The sequence below is a fragment of the Corynebacterium sp. HMSC074C05 genome (assembly GCF_001838325.1).
In the GTDB taxonomy this organism is placed as follows: Bacteria; Actinomycetota; Actinomycetes; order Mycobacteriales; family Mycobacteriaceae; genus Corynebacterium; species Corynebacterium amycolatum.
Genome location: NZ_KV836297.1, coordinates 85,231 through 101,715, shown reverse-complemented (window position 1 = coordinate 101,715; position 16,485 = coordinate 85,231). Strand labels below are relative to the sequence as shown.

At 58.4% G+C, this 16,485-nt stretch carries 15 protein-coding genes and 1 tRNA gene; 10 read left to right on the top strand and 6 right to left on the bottom strand.

Annotation, left to right across the window (positions count from 1 at the left end):
- Positions 1 to 99: 99 nt before the first annotated feature.
- Positions 100 to 753, bottom strand: coding sequence for an oligoribonuclease (gene orn, locus HMPREF3042_RS10340; protein ID WP_070857100.1), 654 nt, complete (start codon positions 751 to 753; stop codon positions 100 to 102).
- A 293-nt stretch (positions 754 to 1,046) separates the two neighbouring features.
- On the opposite strand from orn, the gene HMPREF3042_RS10330 reads away from it, so the two are divergent.
- The gene (locus HMPREF3042_RS10330; RefSeq protein ID WP_070857098.1) at positions 1,047 to 1,691 is read left to right on the top strand and encodes a TetR/AcrR family transcriptional regulator; all 645 of its coding nucleotides are present in this window, start codon (positions 1,047 to 1,049) and stop codon (positions 1,689 to 1,691) included.
- A 55-nt stretch (positions 1,692 to 1,746) separates the two neighbouring features.
- Here the strand turns inward: HMPREF3042_RS10330 and HMPREF3042_RS10325 are convergent.
- Positions 1,747 to 1,819 (bottom strand) — tRNA-Arg (locus HMPREF3042_RS10325).
- A 110-nt stretch (positions 1,820 to 1,929) separates the two neighbouring features.
- Between HMPREF3042_RS10325 and HMPREF3042_RS10320 the strand changes: the two genes are divergently transcribed.
- From HMPREF3042_RS10320 to HMPREF3042_RS10300, 5 genes are all read left to right on the top strand, one after another.
- Positions 1,930 to 4,077: a bifunctional copper resistance protein CopD/cytochrome c oxidase assembly protein gene (locus tag HMPREF3042_RS10320; protein ID WP_048734880.1), complete on the top strand. Its 2,148-nt coding sequence runs from the start codon at positions 1,930 to 1,932 to the stop codon at positions 4,075 to 4,077.
- A gap of 233 nt (positions 4,078 to 4,310) precedes the next feature.
- Positions 4,311 to 4,850 carry a single-stranded DNA-binding protein gene (locus tag HMPREF3042_RS10315; protein ID WP_038628068.1) on the top strand — a complete coding sequence of 180 codons (540 nt, stop codon included), beginning with the start codon at positions 4,311 to 4,313 and terminating at the stop codon, positions 4,848 to 4,850.
- A gap of 304 nt (positions 4,851 to 5,154) precedes the next feature.
- Complete coding sequence (ettA, locus tag HMPREF3042_RS10310) at positions 5,155 to 6,825, top strand: energy-dependent translational throttle protein EttA (protein WP_016422285.1); 1,671 nt, start codon at positions 5,155 to 5,157, stop codon at positions 6,823 to 6,825.
- 136 nt (positions 6,826 to 6,961) lie between these two features.
- Entirely contained in the window at positions 6,962 to 7,405 is a 444-nt protein-coding gene (locus tag HMPREF3042_RS10305) for an acyl-CoA thioesterase (RefSeq protein WP_048734885.1), read from the top strand.
- A 6-nt stretch (positions 7,406 to 7,411) separates the two neighbouring features.
- Positions 7,412 to 8,212 carry a DUF8185 domain-containing protein gene (locus tag HMPREF3042_RS10300; protein ID WP_070857097.1) on the top strand — a complete coding sequence of 267 codons (801 nt, stop codon included), beginning with the start codon at positions 7,412 to 7,414 and terminating at the stop codon, positions 8,210 to 8,212.
- A gap of 19 nt (positions 8,213 to 8,231) precedes the next feature.
- On the opposite strand, the gene HMPREF3042_RS10295 is transcribed toward HMPREF3042_RS10300, so the two are convergent.
- Entirely contained in the window at positions 8,232 to 8,630 is a 399-nt protein-coding gene (locus tag HMPREF3042_RS10295) for a globin (RefSeq protein ID WP_038628076.1), read from the bottom strand.
- Positions 8,631 to 8,697: 67 nt separating this feature from the next.
- Positions 8,698 to 11,400 (bottom strand): aminopeptidase N, encoded by a 2,703-nt coding sequence (pepN, locus tag HMPREF3042_RS10290; RefSeq protein ID WP_070857096.1) that lies wholly within the window; start codon positions 11,398 to 11,400, stop codon positions 8,698 to 8,700.
- A 177-nt stretch (positions 11,401 to 11,577) separates the two neighbouring features.
- On the opposite strand from pepN, the gene HMPREF3042_RS10285 reads away from it, so the two are divergent.
- Both HMPREF3042_RS10285 and HMPREF3042_RS10280 read left to right on the top strand, forming a co-directional pair.
- On the top strand, positions 11,578 to 12,108 hold the full coding sequence (locus tag HMPREF3042_RS10285) for an SMI1/KNR4 family protein (protein WP_246822425.1): 531 nt from the start codon (positions 11,578 to 11,580) through the stop codon (positions 12,106 to 12,108).
- 148 nt (positions 12,109 to 12,256) lie between these two features.
- Complete coding sequence (locus tag HMPREF3042_RS10280; protein WP_070857094.1) at positions 12,257 to 12,901, top strand: mycothiol-dependent nitroreductase Rv2466c family protein; 645 nt, start codon at positions 12,257 to 12,259, stop codon at positions 12,899 to 12,901.
- A 27-nt stretch (positions 12,902 to 12,928) separates the two neighbouring features.
- On the opposite strand, the gene HMPREF3042_RS10275 is transcribed toward HMPREF3042_RS10280, so the two are convergent.
- Complete coding sequence (locus tag HMPREF3042_RS10275) at positions 12,929 to 14,134, bottom strand: TIGR04053 family radical SAM/SPASM domain-containing protein (RefSeq protein ID WP_070857093.1); 1,206 nt, start codon at positions 14,132 to 14,134, stop codon at positions 12,929 to 12,931.
- Between the two features lie 229 nt (positions 14,135 to 14,363).
- On the opposite strand from HMPREF3042_RS10275, the gene HMPREF3042_RS10270 reads away from it, so the two are divergent.
- Complete coding sequence (locus HMPREF3042_RS10270) at positions 14,364 to 14,837, top strand: ribose-5-phosphate isomerase (RefSeq protein WP_070857118.1); 474 nt, start codon at positions 14,364 to 14,366, stop codon at positions 14,835 to 14,837.
- A 111-nt stretch (positions 14,838 to 14,948) separates the two neighbouring features.
- Positions 14,949 to 15,566: a DJ-1/PfpI family protein gene (locus tag HMPREF3042_RS10265; RefSeq protein WP_070653411.1), complete on the top strand. Its 618-nt coding sequence runs from the start codon at positions 14,949 to 14,951 to the stop codon at positions 15,564 to 15,566.
- 16 nt (positions 15,567 to 15,582) lie between these two features.
- On the opposite strand, the gene HMPREF3042_RS10260 is transcribed toward HMPREF3042_RS10265, so the two are convergent.
- A complete protein-coding gene (locus HMPREF3042_RS10260; protein WP_070566880.1) occupies positions 15,583 to 16,467 on the bottom strand; it encodes a hypothetical protein in 885 nt (294 codons plus the stop codon).
- Positions 16,468 to 16,485 lie beyond the last annotated feature (18 nt).

Here is a 16,485-nt window from a genome sequence, read left to right as displayed (position 1 = left end):
CGAACTATATGGTAGCCCACAGTGGGCTGGAAACAAAAACAGCAGGTCAACCCGGATAAATTTGGAAAGGGTTAGGGTTTGGGGCCGTCGTAAAGCGAGCTAGCCGCGAATTTCACCGTACTTTTCTGTGGATTCCTTGCTTGCGGCGGAAACAGCGTCGGCATCGGGGCCAGGGTGGGGTAGGAGCATGGCGCGGCGGTAGTAGTCCAGCTCGCGGATCGACTCCTTGATATCTGCGAGAGCTCGGTGAGCGAGACCCTTTTCTGGAGCGCCCTTGAGAACCTGGGGGTACCAACGGCGGGCCAGTTCCTTGAAGGAAGAGACATCAATCATGCGGTAGTGCAGGTGCTGATCGAGCTCTGGCATGTAGCGGTGGATGAACTTGCGGTCGGAAGCAATCGAGTTTCCTGCCAGCGGAGCGGTGCGGGGCTCGGGAACCCACTGGTGGATGTAGTCCAGAACAGCTTGTTCGGCGTCGGCGACATTTGTCTTGCTTGCGCGAATCTCCTGATCCAGGCCGGACTTTGCATGCATCTTGGTGACGAAATCGTCCATCTGTGCCAATTCGGTCTCGGACGCGTGCACGACGATGTCCACGCCTTCTCCAAGCACGTTGAGGTTGGCATCGGTGACGAGAGCCGCGATTTCGACAATGACGTGGCGCTCGGGCTCGAGGCCTGTCATCTCACAGTCAATCCACACAATTCGGTCGAGCTCAGTGGAGAGCTGGAGATCGGGATCGGGCTGAGCCATGATTTCACCTTTCGCTGAGATTCGGCATGTTTCTGCAGTGCGCCTTATTTTGTGCCCGGACTGGGCTGTGGGGCACGTGTTGACTACGCCCAGCTTAGCGATGTGGATTGTGATGCGGTTGGGCGCGTGGATTGGCGCGTGGTTTGGCGCGTGGTTTGTGGAACGAATTGCGGGGAAACGAAATTAACTGGAAAGTGAGGTTTTAGAATTGGACAACGGGGCATGAACTAAATCGACCTATTTGCCTGATAAAATTACTTCTGAATTCGGATTCCAACGGGAGAAATAGTTACATGGATGAGACGAGTCGTGTTGGCGACGCTGCTCAAAGCAACACCGCGGCACAGAAACCATCCGTCGATGATGTCATCATTGCCGCTGCGCGTGAGAGCGTAATGACTGTTGGCTTGCGTAGGACTTCGATTGCAGAAATTGCTCGCAAGGCAGGAGTTTCGCGGCCGACTGTATATCGCCGTTACGCCGATATTGGCGAGCTTCTCGCGGAAGTGACCAACCGCGAAATCCTGCATATGCTTGAGGGGCTCCGTTATGTCCCTGGCGATTCACGCGCTCGTATGTTGCTGCGTATTCGAATCGTCGTTCAACGCATCATTGAAAGTGACTTTTTCCCTGGCCTGGTCAAGACAGATCCCGACCGCGTCTTAGAAGCGCTCACTGGGGAGATGAGCGACACTCAGCTGGAAATTGTGGAGAAGTTTATTCTCCCCGGTGTCCGTCACGGGCAGGAAGACGGCACTATTCGCGAGCACGATCCATATCTGCTGGCGCGAAACATTTACCGTCTGATTCAGACGATGGTGCTGGTGTGGCGTCCGGATGGCAAGGGCGCGACGCTAGACAAGAAATCTGTCGAAGAGGTCGTCGACATGGTTGACCGCTACTTGCGTCCGGATCCTGGAGATAACACGAAGAACTAAGAAGTAAAAACCCGCCTGATGCTGGTATAAAACCAGGCCAGGCGGGTTATTTTTGCGCCCCCAGAAGGATTCGAACCCTCGACCAATCGGGTAGAAGCCGACTGCTCTGTCCACTGAGCTATGGAGGCTAGCTAAGAAAAGCATTGTAGCGTCTTTAATGTAGCCAATCACAACCGGTTCTCATCCCAGTGCAGTTACCGGTTCTGTTCTAGGGACTTTGGTCGCTAAGCTTAGGGCTATGACTGCCACAACCAAGGCCGAGACCTCTCCGCCTGTTAGCAAGGATAAGAAAGTCCGTAAATCTGCTGGTTGGTACGTTGTTTTTGTGCTTATCGGCGGCGTTCTAGCCGGTTTGCTCTCGATGGCGTTCAACATGGATTCGCGCGCCACGTTGGGCATTCCTGATCCGGGCACAATCACTACCTTCGGATTTCCGTTCGCCAAGGCGACCGGTGAGTTGCTCGCTTGTCTCGGTGTCGGCTCGTTTATGCTCGCTGCTTTCGGTACGAAGCAGCGTGCCGACGGCACTTTGGGCCTCGACGGCTACACTGCATCCCGCACGGGTATGTGGGCCATGCTCGGCTGGGGTCTCATGGCGCTGATGGAGATTCCGCTGGTTCTCTCCGATGTGTCGGGCCAGCCGCTGTCAACTACGATTCAGCTGAGCAACTGGGCTGTGTCCTTGGAGCAGACCAAGGAGGGCTTGGCGTGGCTGTGGGTAGCTATTTTTGCGGGCATTGTGGCGCTTGGTTCATCGCTGACTCGTAAGTGGATTTGGCAGCCGGTGTTCTTCGCCATCAGCTTGGTGTCGATGATGCCGTTGGCTGTTGTGAGCCACAACGCCTCCGGTGGTGCGCATGACTACGGCACCAACTCCTACATCTGGCACTTGACTTTCACTGTGTTTTGGGTCGGCGGTTTGATGGCGTTGGTTGGCCACGCGCGTCGTCGTGGTGAGTGGATGCCAGAAGTCGTGAAGCGCTACTCCTTCGTGGCGTTGGTTGCATTCATTGCAATGTCTGCCTCTGGCTTCATTAACGCAGCCATCAACATCGACTGGTCTGACCTGGTCAGCAATAACTACGGCATCATGGTGCTGGTCAAGGCGGTGCTCACCATCCTGCTGGGCCTGTGTGGCTATGTGCACCGCAAGATCACCATTCCGGAGATTGAGCGTGCCCAGTCGAATCGCCCGTTCTGGCGACTGGCCATTGTTGAGGTCATCATTATGGCGCTCACGATTGGCGTTGCCGTGGCTCTCGGCCGTACTCCGCCGCCACCGAATTTCTCTGAGCAGGCCGGTGGTGAGGGCCTGCCGTCCATTACGCAGATGCAGGTCAAGCTCGGCTACAACCTGGAGATCCCATTCGGCTGGGAGGCCATGTTCACGCAGTGGCGCTTTGACATTTTCTTCGGCTCTGCCGCCATCATTGCCGCGTGGATTTACCTGTACTGGCTCTACTTGCTGAAGAAGCGTGGAGGAACCTGGCCACTGTCCAACACCCTGTGGTGGCTCGGCGGTTGCGTCACGTTGCTGTTTACTTCGTGCAGCGCCCTGGGCGTGTACATGCCGGCTCTGTTCTCGGTTCACATGATCGCCCACATGCTTTACTCCATGGGTATCCCGGTCATGCTGGTACTGGGTGGTCCGGTCACGCTCGCGCTGCGTGCGCTGAAGCCGGCCGGCCGCGACGGTTTGCCGGGTATTCGTGAGTGGCTGGTGGTCTTCATCAACAATCCGGTGTCGCGTTTCCTCACGCACCCGGTGGTGGCAACTGTGCAGTTCGTTGCAGGGTTCTATCTGCTCTACATGACGCCGATTTATGACTTCCTGGCAGACGAGCACGCCGGTCACGTGTTCATGAACATCCACTTCTTGATCTCCGGTTACATCTTCTACTGGGTCATTATCGGTGTCGATGCTGCGCCACAGCAGATTGAACCGTCGGTCAAGCTGGTCACGCTGATGGGTTCGTTGCCGTTCCACGCTTGGTTCGGTATTTCGCTGATGCAGTCGCAGAAGGTGCTTGCCGAGACCTACTACGCCAGCCTGGATCTCCCTTGGGCAGTCAATCTCCTGGAGGATCAGAACGTCGGTGGTGCCGTCGCGTGGGCCGCCGGTGAGGTTCCGCTCTATATCGTCACCGTTGCGCTGTTTGTGCAGTGGCGACGTTCCGATGAGAAGGATGCAGCACGCTACGACCGCGTCGCAGACCGCAACAACGATGAGGAGTTGGCTGCATACAACGAAATGCTCGCGCGTATGAGCCAGCAGGTCGGTGTCGGTGGCGAGGATGAGCGCGACTACTACACCTCAGAGGTTGACGCGCAGCATCCGGTGCACATGGACAATCCGATTGATGCCTCGAAGAGGCGTGGAAGGTAGCGTCGTTAAGCAGATTTCGTTCGCTTGACGACGAGGATTGCTGCGACCTCGCCCCTTACCTTCATATGAAGCCTGTGGATAGTTGTCTTTTAGACGAACTTATCCACAGGCTTTTTGTTTGCCTCTTTCGCTTGCCTCCCGGAGCCGGAAAAGTAATTGGCACGGCACGAATGAGACATCTTCGGATTATTCGGCCGAAGTAGGTAAACGCTTTCTTTTGGGGGAGGAGCCCGATGTCTGAGGCAGTTATTACCGTGGTGGGCAATGTGGTCCATCATGTGGAAAATCGAAATACCAATTCTGGGGCAAAGGTCTGCAAGTTTTCTGTGGCATCCAGCAAGTCATGGAAGGGGGAGAATGGTTGGGAGCAGTCGGAGACGTCATATTTTGATGTTGAATGCTGGGGCAAACTAGCCGAGAACGTGAATAACACGGTGTGGAAGGGCCAAGCCGTTATTGTCCACGGTCACGTTCGTACGGATCGTTGGGAGGGCGATGATGGTACGAAGCATCAGCGCCAGAAGATCATTGCTAAGGCGGTGGGGCCGAATCTGCGTCGTCACCTGGCAACGGTCAAGACTATGACTGAGAAGCCGCATGAGTCGCCGACGGGTCTTGGTGAGGCTTCTGCTGGGGAATCGGACGCCTCGGTTACCGAGACAGTGCGTACATTCAGCGCTGGTGCTGGCGACGCTAGTGAGGCTGGGAACACAAGTGCAGCTCGTGCTGAGCAGCAAGAAATGGCTGGTGCAGGAGCTAGTGCGCCGTTTTAGTGACGGAGTTAGTTGGCCTGTTCCAGGCAAGGAGTTAGTTGGTCGTTCTAGAGCGGATTAAGGGGGAGTGCCGCTAAAAGAGGGGAGGGGTATTTGCTGCATGTGAGATGACGCTGCTGAGAAAGGGGAGGGATCGCATACGATTCGGCAGCGTTATCTCGCAGCTAGTTTTGCTAGTAGCCTGGCAGAGACTTTGGTGGGAAAGGATTGCGGGTACGCCCATGTAGATTGTGCCTTTTGGTTCCTATGCGTAACCTCTACAGGGATTGCTTATTTCCTTTTTACGAGGGGACGAAATTCCACCATGGGTGAGTTCATCTACCAGATGAAAAACGTGCGTAAGGCGCACGGCGATAAGGTTATTCTCGACAACGTCACCATGGCGTTTTACCCGGGCGCAAAGATCGGCGTGGTCGGTCCGAACGGCGCAGGTAAGTCGTCGATTCTGAAGATTATGGCTGGCCTGGATCAGCCGAGTAACGGTGAAGCTTTCCTGGAGCCGGGCGCCACTGTTGGCATCCTGCTGCAGGAGCCTCCGTTGAATGAGGAGAAGACCGTTCGCGGCAACGTCGAGGAGGGCCTCGGCGACATCTTCGAGAAGAAGGCTCGTTTTGAAGCCATCGCCGAGGAGATGGCCACCAATTACACCGACGAGCTCATGGAAGAAATGGGCAAGCTCCAGGAGGAGCTCGACGCCGCTGATGCTTGGGAGCTGGATTCCAAGATTGAGCAGGCAATGGATGCACTTCGCTGCCCGCCGGCAGACGAGCCGGTTACTCACCTCTCCGGTGGTGAGCGTCGTCGTGTAGCACTGGCTAAGCTGCTGCTCTCCGAGCCGGATCTGCTGCTTCTCGACGAGCCCACTAACCACCTGGACGCCGAGTCCGTGCTGTGGCTCGAGCAGCACCTGGCTAAGTACCCGGGCGCTGTCCTGGCCGTGACTCACGACCGTTACTTCCTGGATCACGTCGCTGGCTGGATTTGTGAGGTCGACCGCGGCAAGCTCTACCCGTACGAGGGCAATTACTCGACTTACCTGGAGAAGAAGGCTGAGCGCCTTGAAGTTGCAGGTAAGAAGGACGCCAAGCTGCAGAAGCGCCTGAAGGATGAGCTGGCGTGGGTCCGCTCGGGGCAGAAGGCTCGCCAGGCCAAGAACAAGGCCCGTCTGGAGCGCTACGAGCAGATGGTGGAGGAAGCCGAGCAGTACAAGAAGCTCGACTTCGAAGAAATTCAGATTCCGACCCCGCCGCGCCTGGGTAACCAGGTTGTTGAGGTCAAGGACCTGGAGAAGGGCTTTGATGGCCGCGTCCTGATTAAGGACCTGTCGTTCACCCTGCCGCGTAACGGCATCGTCGGTGTGATTGGCCCGAACGGTGTTGGTAAGTCCACCTTGTTCAAGACCATCGTGGGGCTGGAGCAGCCGGATTCCGGTGAGGTCAAGGTCGGTCAGACTGTTCAGCTCAGCTACGTTGACCAGGGCCGTGAAAATATCGATCCGGAAAAGACCGTCTGGGAGGTTGTCTCTGATGGTCTCGACTACATCGTGGTCGGCCAGAACGAGATGCCGTCTCGTGCGTACCTGTCTGCCTTTGGTTTCAAGGGCGCGGACCAGCAGAAGCCGTCGAAGGTTCTCTCCGGTGGTGAGCGCAACCGTCTGAACCTCGCGCTGACCCTCAAGCAGGGCGGAAACCTTATCCTCCTGGATGAGCCGACTAACGACCTTGACGTCGAAACCCTGTCTTCGCTGGAAAACGCACTGCAGAACTTCCCGGGCTGTGCCGTGGTCATTTCCCACGACCGTTGGTTCCTGGACCGCACCTGTACCCACATCCTCGCATGGGAAGGCAACTTCGAAGAGGGCAAGTGGTTCTGGTTCGAGGGCAACTTCGAGGGCTACGAGAAGAACAAGATTGAGCGTTACGGCGAGGAGGCTGCACGCCCGTCGCGCGTCACTCACCGTCGTCTGACCCGCTAATCTGTTTCCCGCGAATCTGATTTTTGCCAACGGCAAGGCCCGGAACCTTTTGGACTGGCTCGCACCAGTGCACAGGTCCCGGGCGTTCGCGTTATTTGCAGGCTCGTAGCGCCAGAAAACGCCTATAGTTCTGGGTATGACTGAATCAGCACCATTTCGTACCAACGTCGCTATCCGCTGGTCTGATTTCGATCAGTATGGCCACGCTAACAACACCGCATTCCTGGAATACGCCCAGCAGGCTCGTCTGGACTTTGTGATGCGCGGCCTCGGCGGCGGGGCAGGGATGCCTGCGGCAGTGGTGCGTCGCCTGGAGATTGACTACGTCCGCGCTATCTTGCCGGACACCCAGGAAGTTGTGGTTGAGACCGAGATCATCAACTTCGGTCGCACCTCTTTCACACTCCGCCAGACTATCTCCGACCAGCATGGTCATATCGTGGCTGTGCTCGAAACCGTGATGGTGATGTTTGATCTCAAGACTGCGAAGGCAGTCGAGCTCTCCCCGTCTGCCCGCCGTGAACTGGAGCGTTTTGCAGCTCCCGCAATCGAAGACAACAAGGAAGACCAGGACAAGTAATTCGCCGTGACCACTTCTCATCCCGCTGCCGAGCTGACCTTCGGCACTCCCGATGCCCTGAAGAACCTGGGCGTCCTAGCCCATAAGGCCTACGCCCTCGACGAGAACACGTTGCTTCGCATCCGCGCACGAAAGACCGCCGCCGGTATCAGTTCCTCGCCCGAGCCCACCGCTGCGCCAGCAATGTCACAGGTATGGGTGAAGACCCCGATCGGCCCGCTCGCCATGCGCACAATTGCGCTACATGCGCTTCCCGACGACATCATCGTCACTGCCGCGGAGATTAAAGACATCGCAGTGCGTGCCTTCGCGCAGGCAAAATCATCCGACGATGCGGAGGACAAGGAAGCTTCGCTCACCGCGCTGCCGTACCGGGTGCATGCGCAGTCGGCGTCCTCCTGGCCGGGATTCTTGCCAGTTCCGGAAGGATGGCAGGTTGTCGACTATGTTCCGGCCACTGCTTTCCGGACTCTCGAGAAGCAGGGGCGCGCGGTCGCGGTGGAATCTTCCGGCCCCATGGGTATGCCGCCATCTCTGCTAGATCAGAAGGTTCTTACTGTCAGCGGCGAGGCCGGTGAAGCCACTGTTGACTCAGGGGAGGGGCAGTCGCAGGAGACGTCGAAAAGCGTGGTGGACGTGACCATGCGGGATGTGTTTGCGCTGTGTGCGATGGGCTTCATTCCGGAGCAACCGGATGAAAAAGAGCCGGTGCGCGTGTCCACGAAGGGACGGTGGCACCGGCTGGATGGGCGGTTTGGCTCGATCTTTACGCTCGAGTCCTTTGGCGTGCTGCCGCTGCTGAACTAGCGGGGTAGGAGCATAATTCCTACTGCGCGTCGAAGCGGTTGATGAGCATGTCAGCGACCTGCACCATGTGATTCCACATGGCTTCGCGTTGAGGGCGGGGGAGCTCTTCATCGGAAATGTCTGCGAGTGAGGCGCTCATGATCTCCAGCCAGCGGTCGCGTTCGGCTTCGCCGATGGAAAACGGCATGTGGCGCATGCGCAGGCGCGGATGACCACGCTGTTCGCTGTACGAACGCGGCCCGCCCCAGTACTGGACGAGGAACATGCGGAGTCGATCCTCGGCGCCCTCCCAGTCATCGCTGGGGTACATCGGGCCGATGAGGTCATCGGAACGCATACGCGTGTAAAAGCCATGGACGATGCGATTGAAGACATCCTCGCCGCCGACGGAGTCAAAGAGCGTCTGAGAAGTTGTCATGGCACCAAGTCTATCGACTTGATGCCACGAAAACGATAACGGCCAAAGTGCCGGCCGAAATCACTTGCTACTTCGCGTCGAACTCGCGGGCACGAAGAGCGAGCTTCACCAGGAACTGCTGCTCAGAGATGATGCGCTTGACCGGCGACGCAGTCTCATCGCTGTCGAGCAGGCGCTGAGCGGCCGCAATTGCCGACTCGCTGATCTCCCAGGTGGGGTAGAAGCCCTCGAGCAGAGTCTGGGCCGTCTCGGAGGAGAACTGCTTCCACCAGCTGTTGGCAACGGCGAAGAAGTGCTCCGACAGCGAAGTCGCCGACTGCTCCGCGTTGATGGTGGCGCGGGAGTCGTCGTCAAGCGCCTGTGCGAGCACCTCACCCGAGCCCGGCGCGTTGAAGCCGGCCAGCAAGTGGCGAATGACAAGGTTCGACGGGGCATCGTTGCCGGAGACCGTCGCCTCTGCCCAGACGCGGGACTTGTTGGCGAGCGTCGGCACAGAGGCGCGGCAGGCGATGGCGGCCTGCGCACCGAGTGCCGAGTTGTCGGTCTTTTCAAGCTTTGCGATGGCTTCCTCGCCCTCGAGACCGGCGGAAACCAGCGCCTTCAGGGCGCGCCACTGCATGTCGGTGTCTACTGTGACAGCTGGGAAACCAGCCTTGTCTGCGTCGCCAGCGTAGATGGCGCGCAGTGCGTCAACGACGTCGCTATTCGACGAGCCCACGGTGGTCAAAGCGTTAACGAAAACCAGGGCGCGGTCGGCGTCGGTTTCCTTCTTCGCGTAGTCCAACAGGCCCTGAGCCAGCAGGTCGCGGCCGGTGGAATCAGCCCACTGTGGATCGGCGTAGACGTTGACGGCGCTGACCGCCTGAGCGATGACGCGCTCCAAGACGGAGAGCTTGTCCTCGCCCGGGATGCCGCGGAGCACCAGGTTGACGAAGTCGCGAGCGCGCATCTGACCTGCGCGAACCATCTGCCAGGTAGCGGACCAGCACAGGGTGCGTGCCATTGAATCGGTGAAGGCACCGATGTTGTCGATGACGGTGGCAAGCGAGCCTTCGTCCAAGCGGATCATGCTGTAGGTGAGGTCGTCGTCGTTAACCAGCACGACATCGCCGACTGGAGTGTCGACCAGCTCTGGGACTTCGGTGCGTGCACCACGGACGTCGATTTCCACGCGCTTGGTGCGCTCGAGTACGGCATCCGATTCGGTGCCGCGCAGGTTGTAGATACCCACGGCGATTCGGTGATCGCGGAGTTCTCCGGCACCCGGCTCGGCACCTTCCTGTGTGACTGCGAAGGAGGTGTACTTACCGGCCGACTGGCGGAAGTCCGGTGCCAGGGTGGTGATACCGGTGGTGGTCAGCCACTGATCGGCCCAGCCAGACAGATCGCGACCGGAAGCCTCGGAGAGCGCGTCCAGCAGATCCGCGAAGGTGGCATTGCCAAAGCGGTGACGGGCAAAGTGCATACGAGCACCGGCGAGGAAAGCATCCTGACCAACGTAGGCGGCCAGCTGCTTGAGGGTGGACGCGCCCTTGGCGTAGGTGATGCCGTCGAAGTTCTGCTCGACGGTGTCAATGTCGCTGGCGTCGGCGGCAATCGGGTGCGTCGACGGTAGCTGATCTTGCTTGTAGGCCCAGGCCTTTTCGACGTTGGCGAAAGTGGTCCAAGCGTGGCTGTAATCGGAAACCTCGACCTGAGCGGCGGCGGCCGACCAGGTGGCGAAGGACTCATTGAGCCAGAGGTCATCCCACCACTGCATGGTGACCAGATCGCCGAACCACATGTGAGCCATCTCATGCAGGATGGTGTCGTTGCGGCGTTCGTAGAGGTAATGGGTGGGCTTGGAGCGGAAGACGTACTCGTCGCGGATGGTCACACAGCCGGCGTTTTCCATCGCGCCCATGTTGTACTCCGGGCAGAAGATCTGGTCGTACTTACCGAACGGGTAGGGCTCGCCGAAATGTTTGGCGTAGAAGTCGAAGCCCTCCTTGGTCTCCTTGAACAGAGTGTCAGCGTCGAGGTACTCGGCGATGGACTGGCGGCAGTAGAGCCCCAGTGGAATGGTCAGCTCGCCCTCCGGCTGGTGTTCGGCAGGGGTTTCCGGGTGCGGTGCGACAGTGCCGGTCCACGAGTCAGTGACCTCGTGCCATGGGCCCGCACAGACTGCGATGAGATACGTCGACAACGGAACGTCCACCGAGAAGTCGAAGGTATCGGCCTCATTGCCGTGGACATCGGTGGTGGCGCCGGTCTTGGCCACCGAGTTGGAAATAACCTTCCAACCCTTCGGTGCCACGACGTGGATTGAATACGTCGCCTTCAAATCCGGCTGGTCAAAGCAGGCGAACACGCGCTTGGCGTCGGCAGTTTCAAACTGTGAGTACAGGTATGTTTCGCCGTCGGCAGGATCTTGGAAGCGGTGAATGCCCTGGCCGTTGTTGGTGTAACGGCAGTCCGCGTCGATAACGACGGTGTGGTCACCTTCGGTCAGGTCCACGTTAATACCGGTCTCGCTGGCATAGCGAGCGGCCTCCGTGGCATCGACACCGTCGATGGTCACACTCTTAACAACAGCATCACGCAGATCAATAAAGGTGGAACCAGCGCGCTTCGCCGTCAGAGAAATTGTGGTCTTGGAAGCGAATGTTGGTGCGCTGTGCGGCCCACCGACGGGTGCGGTAGTGAGGTCGAGAGAGATGTCGTAGTGGGACACCTCGAGCATGGCCGCACGGTCGGCGGCCTCGGTCCTGGTTAGGTTCGTGGAAGTCATGCGACAAGTGTAACCACGACCCCGGATTGACAATCGGACAGTAGCGGGGTGGGCGGGGCGACCTCGACTTCCTCGCTCATTCCACGTCGATTGAGGCGGTCGCATCGGCGGTCGATTGGGCGAGATTTTGGCCTCTTTGGCATGCGAGCAAAGCCGAAGGTGAATACACTTCGTTTCATGTACGAACTCAGTGATGATACAAGCAAGGTTGAACGGGTCAACGCGGCGTGGGATTGCATTGAAGCAAAGCTTGGCGACGACGCACTGGAGGCTGCGGCGACAGAAGCGGAACTGGATCAGCTTGAGGCTGATCTCGGAGTAAAGCTGCCGGACTACGTGCGAGCTTCGTGGCTGCGGCACGGTTCTGTGGACGGTGAGCCGTGGGACGGCGGCTGGATTGCGCCACCGAAGTCGATTCTAAACGACTACAAGCTATGGACTCAGCTGCAGGCAGACGGCGAGTTCGATGATTTTGAAGCCGAAGGCATGGATAGCGCCGACTCGGATGGCAAGTGGTATCACGAGGCATGGATTCCGCTGGTCATGGACTTCGGCGGAAACAACTACTGCCTGGACATGCGCTCGGGGAAGATGGTCTCTATGGATCACGAGGTGGGCCCGGAGTTCCTGGACTATGCCGACTGGCCTGCCTACTTGGAAGCTGCTGCTGATTCCCTGGAGGACACGGGCTTGCCCTGGAACGGCTAGGTAAGCAATCTGGACGGTGCCCGATGGGGGAGCCAGTTAGCACCGGGTCCGGTAGAACTTCGGACCCATTCGAATTCATGCATGCGAGCCGAAAAATTCCGCCCTATAGTCGTTGATAAGTCAATCAATGCTTTAGGAGGACTTTCACATGAGCAATCGAGACAAGGTCACTTTCTACTTCGACGTTTCCTGCCCGTTTTGCTGGGTGACGTCGCGCTGGATTAAGGAAGTAGAAAAGGTCCGCGACATCGAGGTCGAGTGGAAGCCGATGAGCCTGTCTGTGCTCAACGAAGGCCGCGACGAGCTGCCGGAAGACTACAAGTTCATGATGCAGTGCAACTGGACTCCGGCACGCCTGTTCAATGCAGTGTTCTCTCAGGATGGTCAGGAGGCTGTCGACAAGCTTTACACGGCGCTGGGCACGAAGGTTCACAATGAAGACCGCATTGATCGTCATGCGCATGTCGACGAGCCGAAGCACGCATTCGACGAGCTAATCAAGGAAGCCCTCGGAGAGGTTGGGCTGCCGGAAGAGCGTCTGACCCAGGCTCTGACCACCGAGTTTGATGAGCTCATGCGTGAAAATCATGCAGAGGCCATGAATGAGGTCGGCAACGACGTCGGCACTCCAGTGGTCAAGCTCAACGACGTTGCCTTCTTTGGCCCGGTACTGACTCGCATCCCACGCGGCGAAGAAGCCGGCAAGATTTTCGATGGCTCGGTTGCCGTCGCCAGCTACCCGTACTTCTTCGAAATTAAGCGCTCCCGCACTGAGAGCCCGCGCTTCGACTAAGAAAGCTGTAGCGGCTAGGGCTTGTAGCTAAAAAGCCTGTGCCGTCTCAGACCCAGCATTCTGCCCGGTAGAGGCCTGCCGCTCTTCTTCGCTCAGGGCAGCCCACCGCGGCGGAATGTAGATGCAGGTCGGGTCGGATGCGGTGTAATCCCCGGTCAGTGCATACGCAGTGGACCGGGACCCACCGCATACGCTGTGGTACTCACAGACGCTGCACTTTCCATGCCAATTGTCCGGATCGCGAAGGGCCTTGAACGCCGGCGAGTTCGAATAGATTTCCTGGAATGGCGTGGCCTTCACATTTCCGCAGTGAAGCGGCAGGAAACCATTGGGGTAGACATCGCCGATGTGGTCAATGAAGGCAAAACCTGACCCGGAATTGACGGCCATGGGGGAGCGCGGTCGACGTGGCTTTTCCGGCACAGCGCCGAGTAGCTTTGTCGTTTCCTCAGTCAAGTAGCGGTAGAGCTCGCCGCCCTCATAGGGTGGCAGCCCCTTTTCTTTCGCTTCCTCCTGCTGCATGACGACGCGCCGATACTGCGGCGCTTCCGTCGTCTTAATGGCAATTCGGTTGGAGACATCCGACAACCAGTGCAGAACGTCCTCGCGTTCCTCCGGCGACAAAGCGCCCAAATCCGCACCACGACCAGTGGGAACGAGGAAGAAAACGTACCACATCTTGGCCTGCATCTCCATGACGGTCTTCAGCAGCGCTGGTGCCTCATGAATATTTCCCTTGGTCAGGGTTGAGTTGATCTGTAGCCGGTAACCGGCCTCGTTGATGTGCGGAGCCATCTCGAGCGTCTTTTCAAAAGTGCCCGAAAACCCGCGGAACTTGTCATGGGTCTGGGCAGCCGCGCCATCGAGCGACATCGACATCGCCTTGCCACCGGCCTCACGCAGTGACTGAATCCGCTCCGGCGTCAATCGCGGCGTCACCGATGGCGACAGCGACATATTCAGGCCCTGTTCCGTGCCGAACCGAACCAATTCTTCCAGGTCATCGCGCTCAAACGGATCACCGCCGGTGAGCACTACAAGAGGCTTCGGCTTGCTATACGACGCTAAGGTCTCCAGCAGCATCTTGCCCTCGGTGGTCGAAAGCTGGTGAGGATGCGGCTCGTGCTGTGCATCTGCACGGCAGTGCTTGCAGACCAAGCCACAAGCCCGTGTGACCTCCCAAATGACAATAAATGGCTTCTTATTGATGTCATGTCGAACCGTTCGCACCACCGGTGCGTGATGATTCCCATGGGAGCCATGGGCTTCCGGATCGACTTGGAAGTGAGCTTGCGGCGCAGGAGACACGGTAAAAGCACCCAATTTCCGGTTTCGAAGACGTGCTGAGACGCAAATACAGTCACTTTTCACCCTATTCGGCTGCGCAGGGGGACGTCGTCAAGCACTACCTAAAACGGGTGCAGACGCCGTGGAATCCGTGGGAACCGCTAAACTTGCTGCCATGCGTATTTACCTTGGTGCAGACCACGCCGGTTTTGAAATGAAGAACCTGATTAAGGCCCACCTGGAGAAGGCTGGCCACGACGTCGTTGACTGCGGCGCTCACACTTACGACCCTGCAGATGACTACCCAGCATTCTGCATTGAGGCGGCTTCCCGTACCGTCGCCGATCCGGGCAGCCTGGGCATCGTGCTCGGCGGTTCCGGTAACGGCGAGCAGATCGCTGCTAACAAGGTCAAGGGCGCTCGTTGTGCGCTGGCTTGGTCGGTGGAGACCGCAAAGCTTGCCCGCGAGCACAACAATGCTCAGCTGATTGGCCTCGGCGGTCGTATGCACTCTGAGGAGGAGGCCCTGGCCATCGTCGATGCTTTCGTTTCCCAGCCGTGGAGCGAGGAGGAGCGCCACCAGCGCCGCATCGACATTCTTGCAGAGTACGAAAACACTGGCGTCGCCCCGGAGCTGCCGAAGGCTTAAGAGGCCACTGTTCTCCATCTGGGGGATAGGTATAGGAAAGGATAGGGGCTGTTTCCAGAATATTCTGGAAACAGCCCCTATCGTGTGCTTAGGCGGAGTAGGAATTGGCCTATGGCAAATCCGGAAGCACACCGCCGAGTAACTGTTGTACTGTTCCCCGGGTTCGAACTCTTAGACGTTTTTGGGCCGGTTGGCCTTTTTGGTCATGTCCCAGAGATTGAGGTCGAATATGTCGCCGACATTGCCGGTTCGATAACCAGCGCTCAGGGGGCGGAGGTTATCGCCACGCGCTGCACCGCTGAACTCGAGGCAGTCGATATTCTCCTGGTGCCCGGTGGAGCAGGGAGCAGAACACTAGTTGAGGATGCAGAGTTTTTGGACTGGCTTAAGCACATCGGGTCCCGGGCGCGGTTAGTGGCATCGGTCTGCACGGGGTCGGCACTGCTAGCTGCGGCTGGGCTACTTGAAGGAAAGCGAGCAACTAGTAATAAGTTGGCTTTTAATTGGGCTACCTCGTTCGGAAACGAAGTGACGTGGGTGAAAGAAGCCCGATGGGTTGAAGACGGTAATCGGTGGAGCTCATCAGGAGTTGCAGCAGGTATGGATATGGCTGTTGCTTTAATTAGCAGCATCCTTGGCGAGGAAGCTGGGAGACTTGCCGCCAGAAAAATTGAGTATCGGCCCCAGACAGACGGCACTGTCGATCCTTTTGCGAATCGAGCGAAATAGCGGCGCCGGGCTTTTCCTAAATATCGAAGCCGTCGAATCCGCCGTCGAAGAACCCGCCACCGTCGCTGCCACCATCGCCGCCGCCGAAGAGGCCGTCGAAGAAGCCGCCACCGTCGCCTGCGTCACCAGCATCAGCGGCACCCCCACCGAAGTCGCCGCCGCCAAGGTCATCGCCACCGAAATCGTCTCCACCGAAGTCATCGGAACCAAAGTCCTCGGTGCCGCCGAAGTCGTCGGCGCCGGTGCCCATGCCGCTGGCGAACTCATCAGCGCCGTAGGCAACGCCGGCCATACCGTGGAAGAGAGTAGAGAACAGCAGCATCGAGCCTGCGGTCCAGACACCGGTGCGGAGCGCGGACTTCCACCAGGGCTCGGAGTACCAACCGGCCGGAACCGGACGGCCAGCGACACGACCACCGGGGTAGTAGTTCGGAGTTTCCGGGGTGGCGTATGGAGAGGCGGTAACCGAGTGGCCTTCGTGCTCAATGGTGCGAGTTTCGGTCACAGAACCAGCGGCCTTCTGACCCTCCAGCGGTGGCAGTGTCGGCCCCGCCGGCAGGCCCATAATTTCGCGAGCCGCATTGATGTAGTGCAGACCCTCCAGCGCCGATTCGCGGGCCATTCGCGCCTGTGCCGGGGTGCGCGCAGTAGAAATCTGCGAGGAAGCGGCATTGTAGCGCTCGGATGCGTCAGCAAGAGCCTGCGTGGAAGCCGAATCGGTGCCAGCCAGGTTCAATACCTGTGAGCCCAGTCGCTCAATCCATCGGCGGGCGTCTGCGACGGCGTCTTCCAATTGATTGTTCTGGCGAGCATCAAAGGCCCTGTTTGAACGGTTTTGAGCCATCGACGCGATGATAATTGCGCCGCCGACGGTGATCGCGATCAGAATTAAAGCCCCCATGGGCTAGGCCTCCAAAAA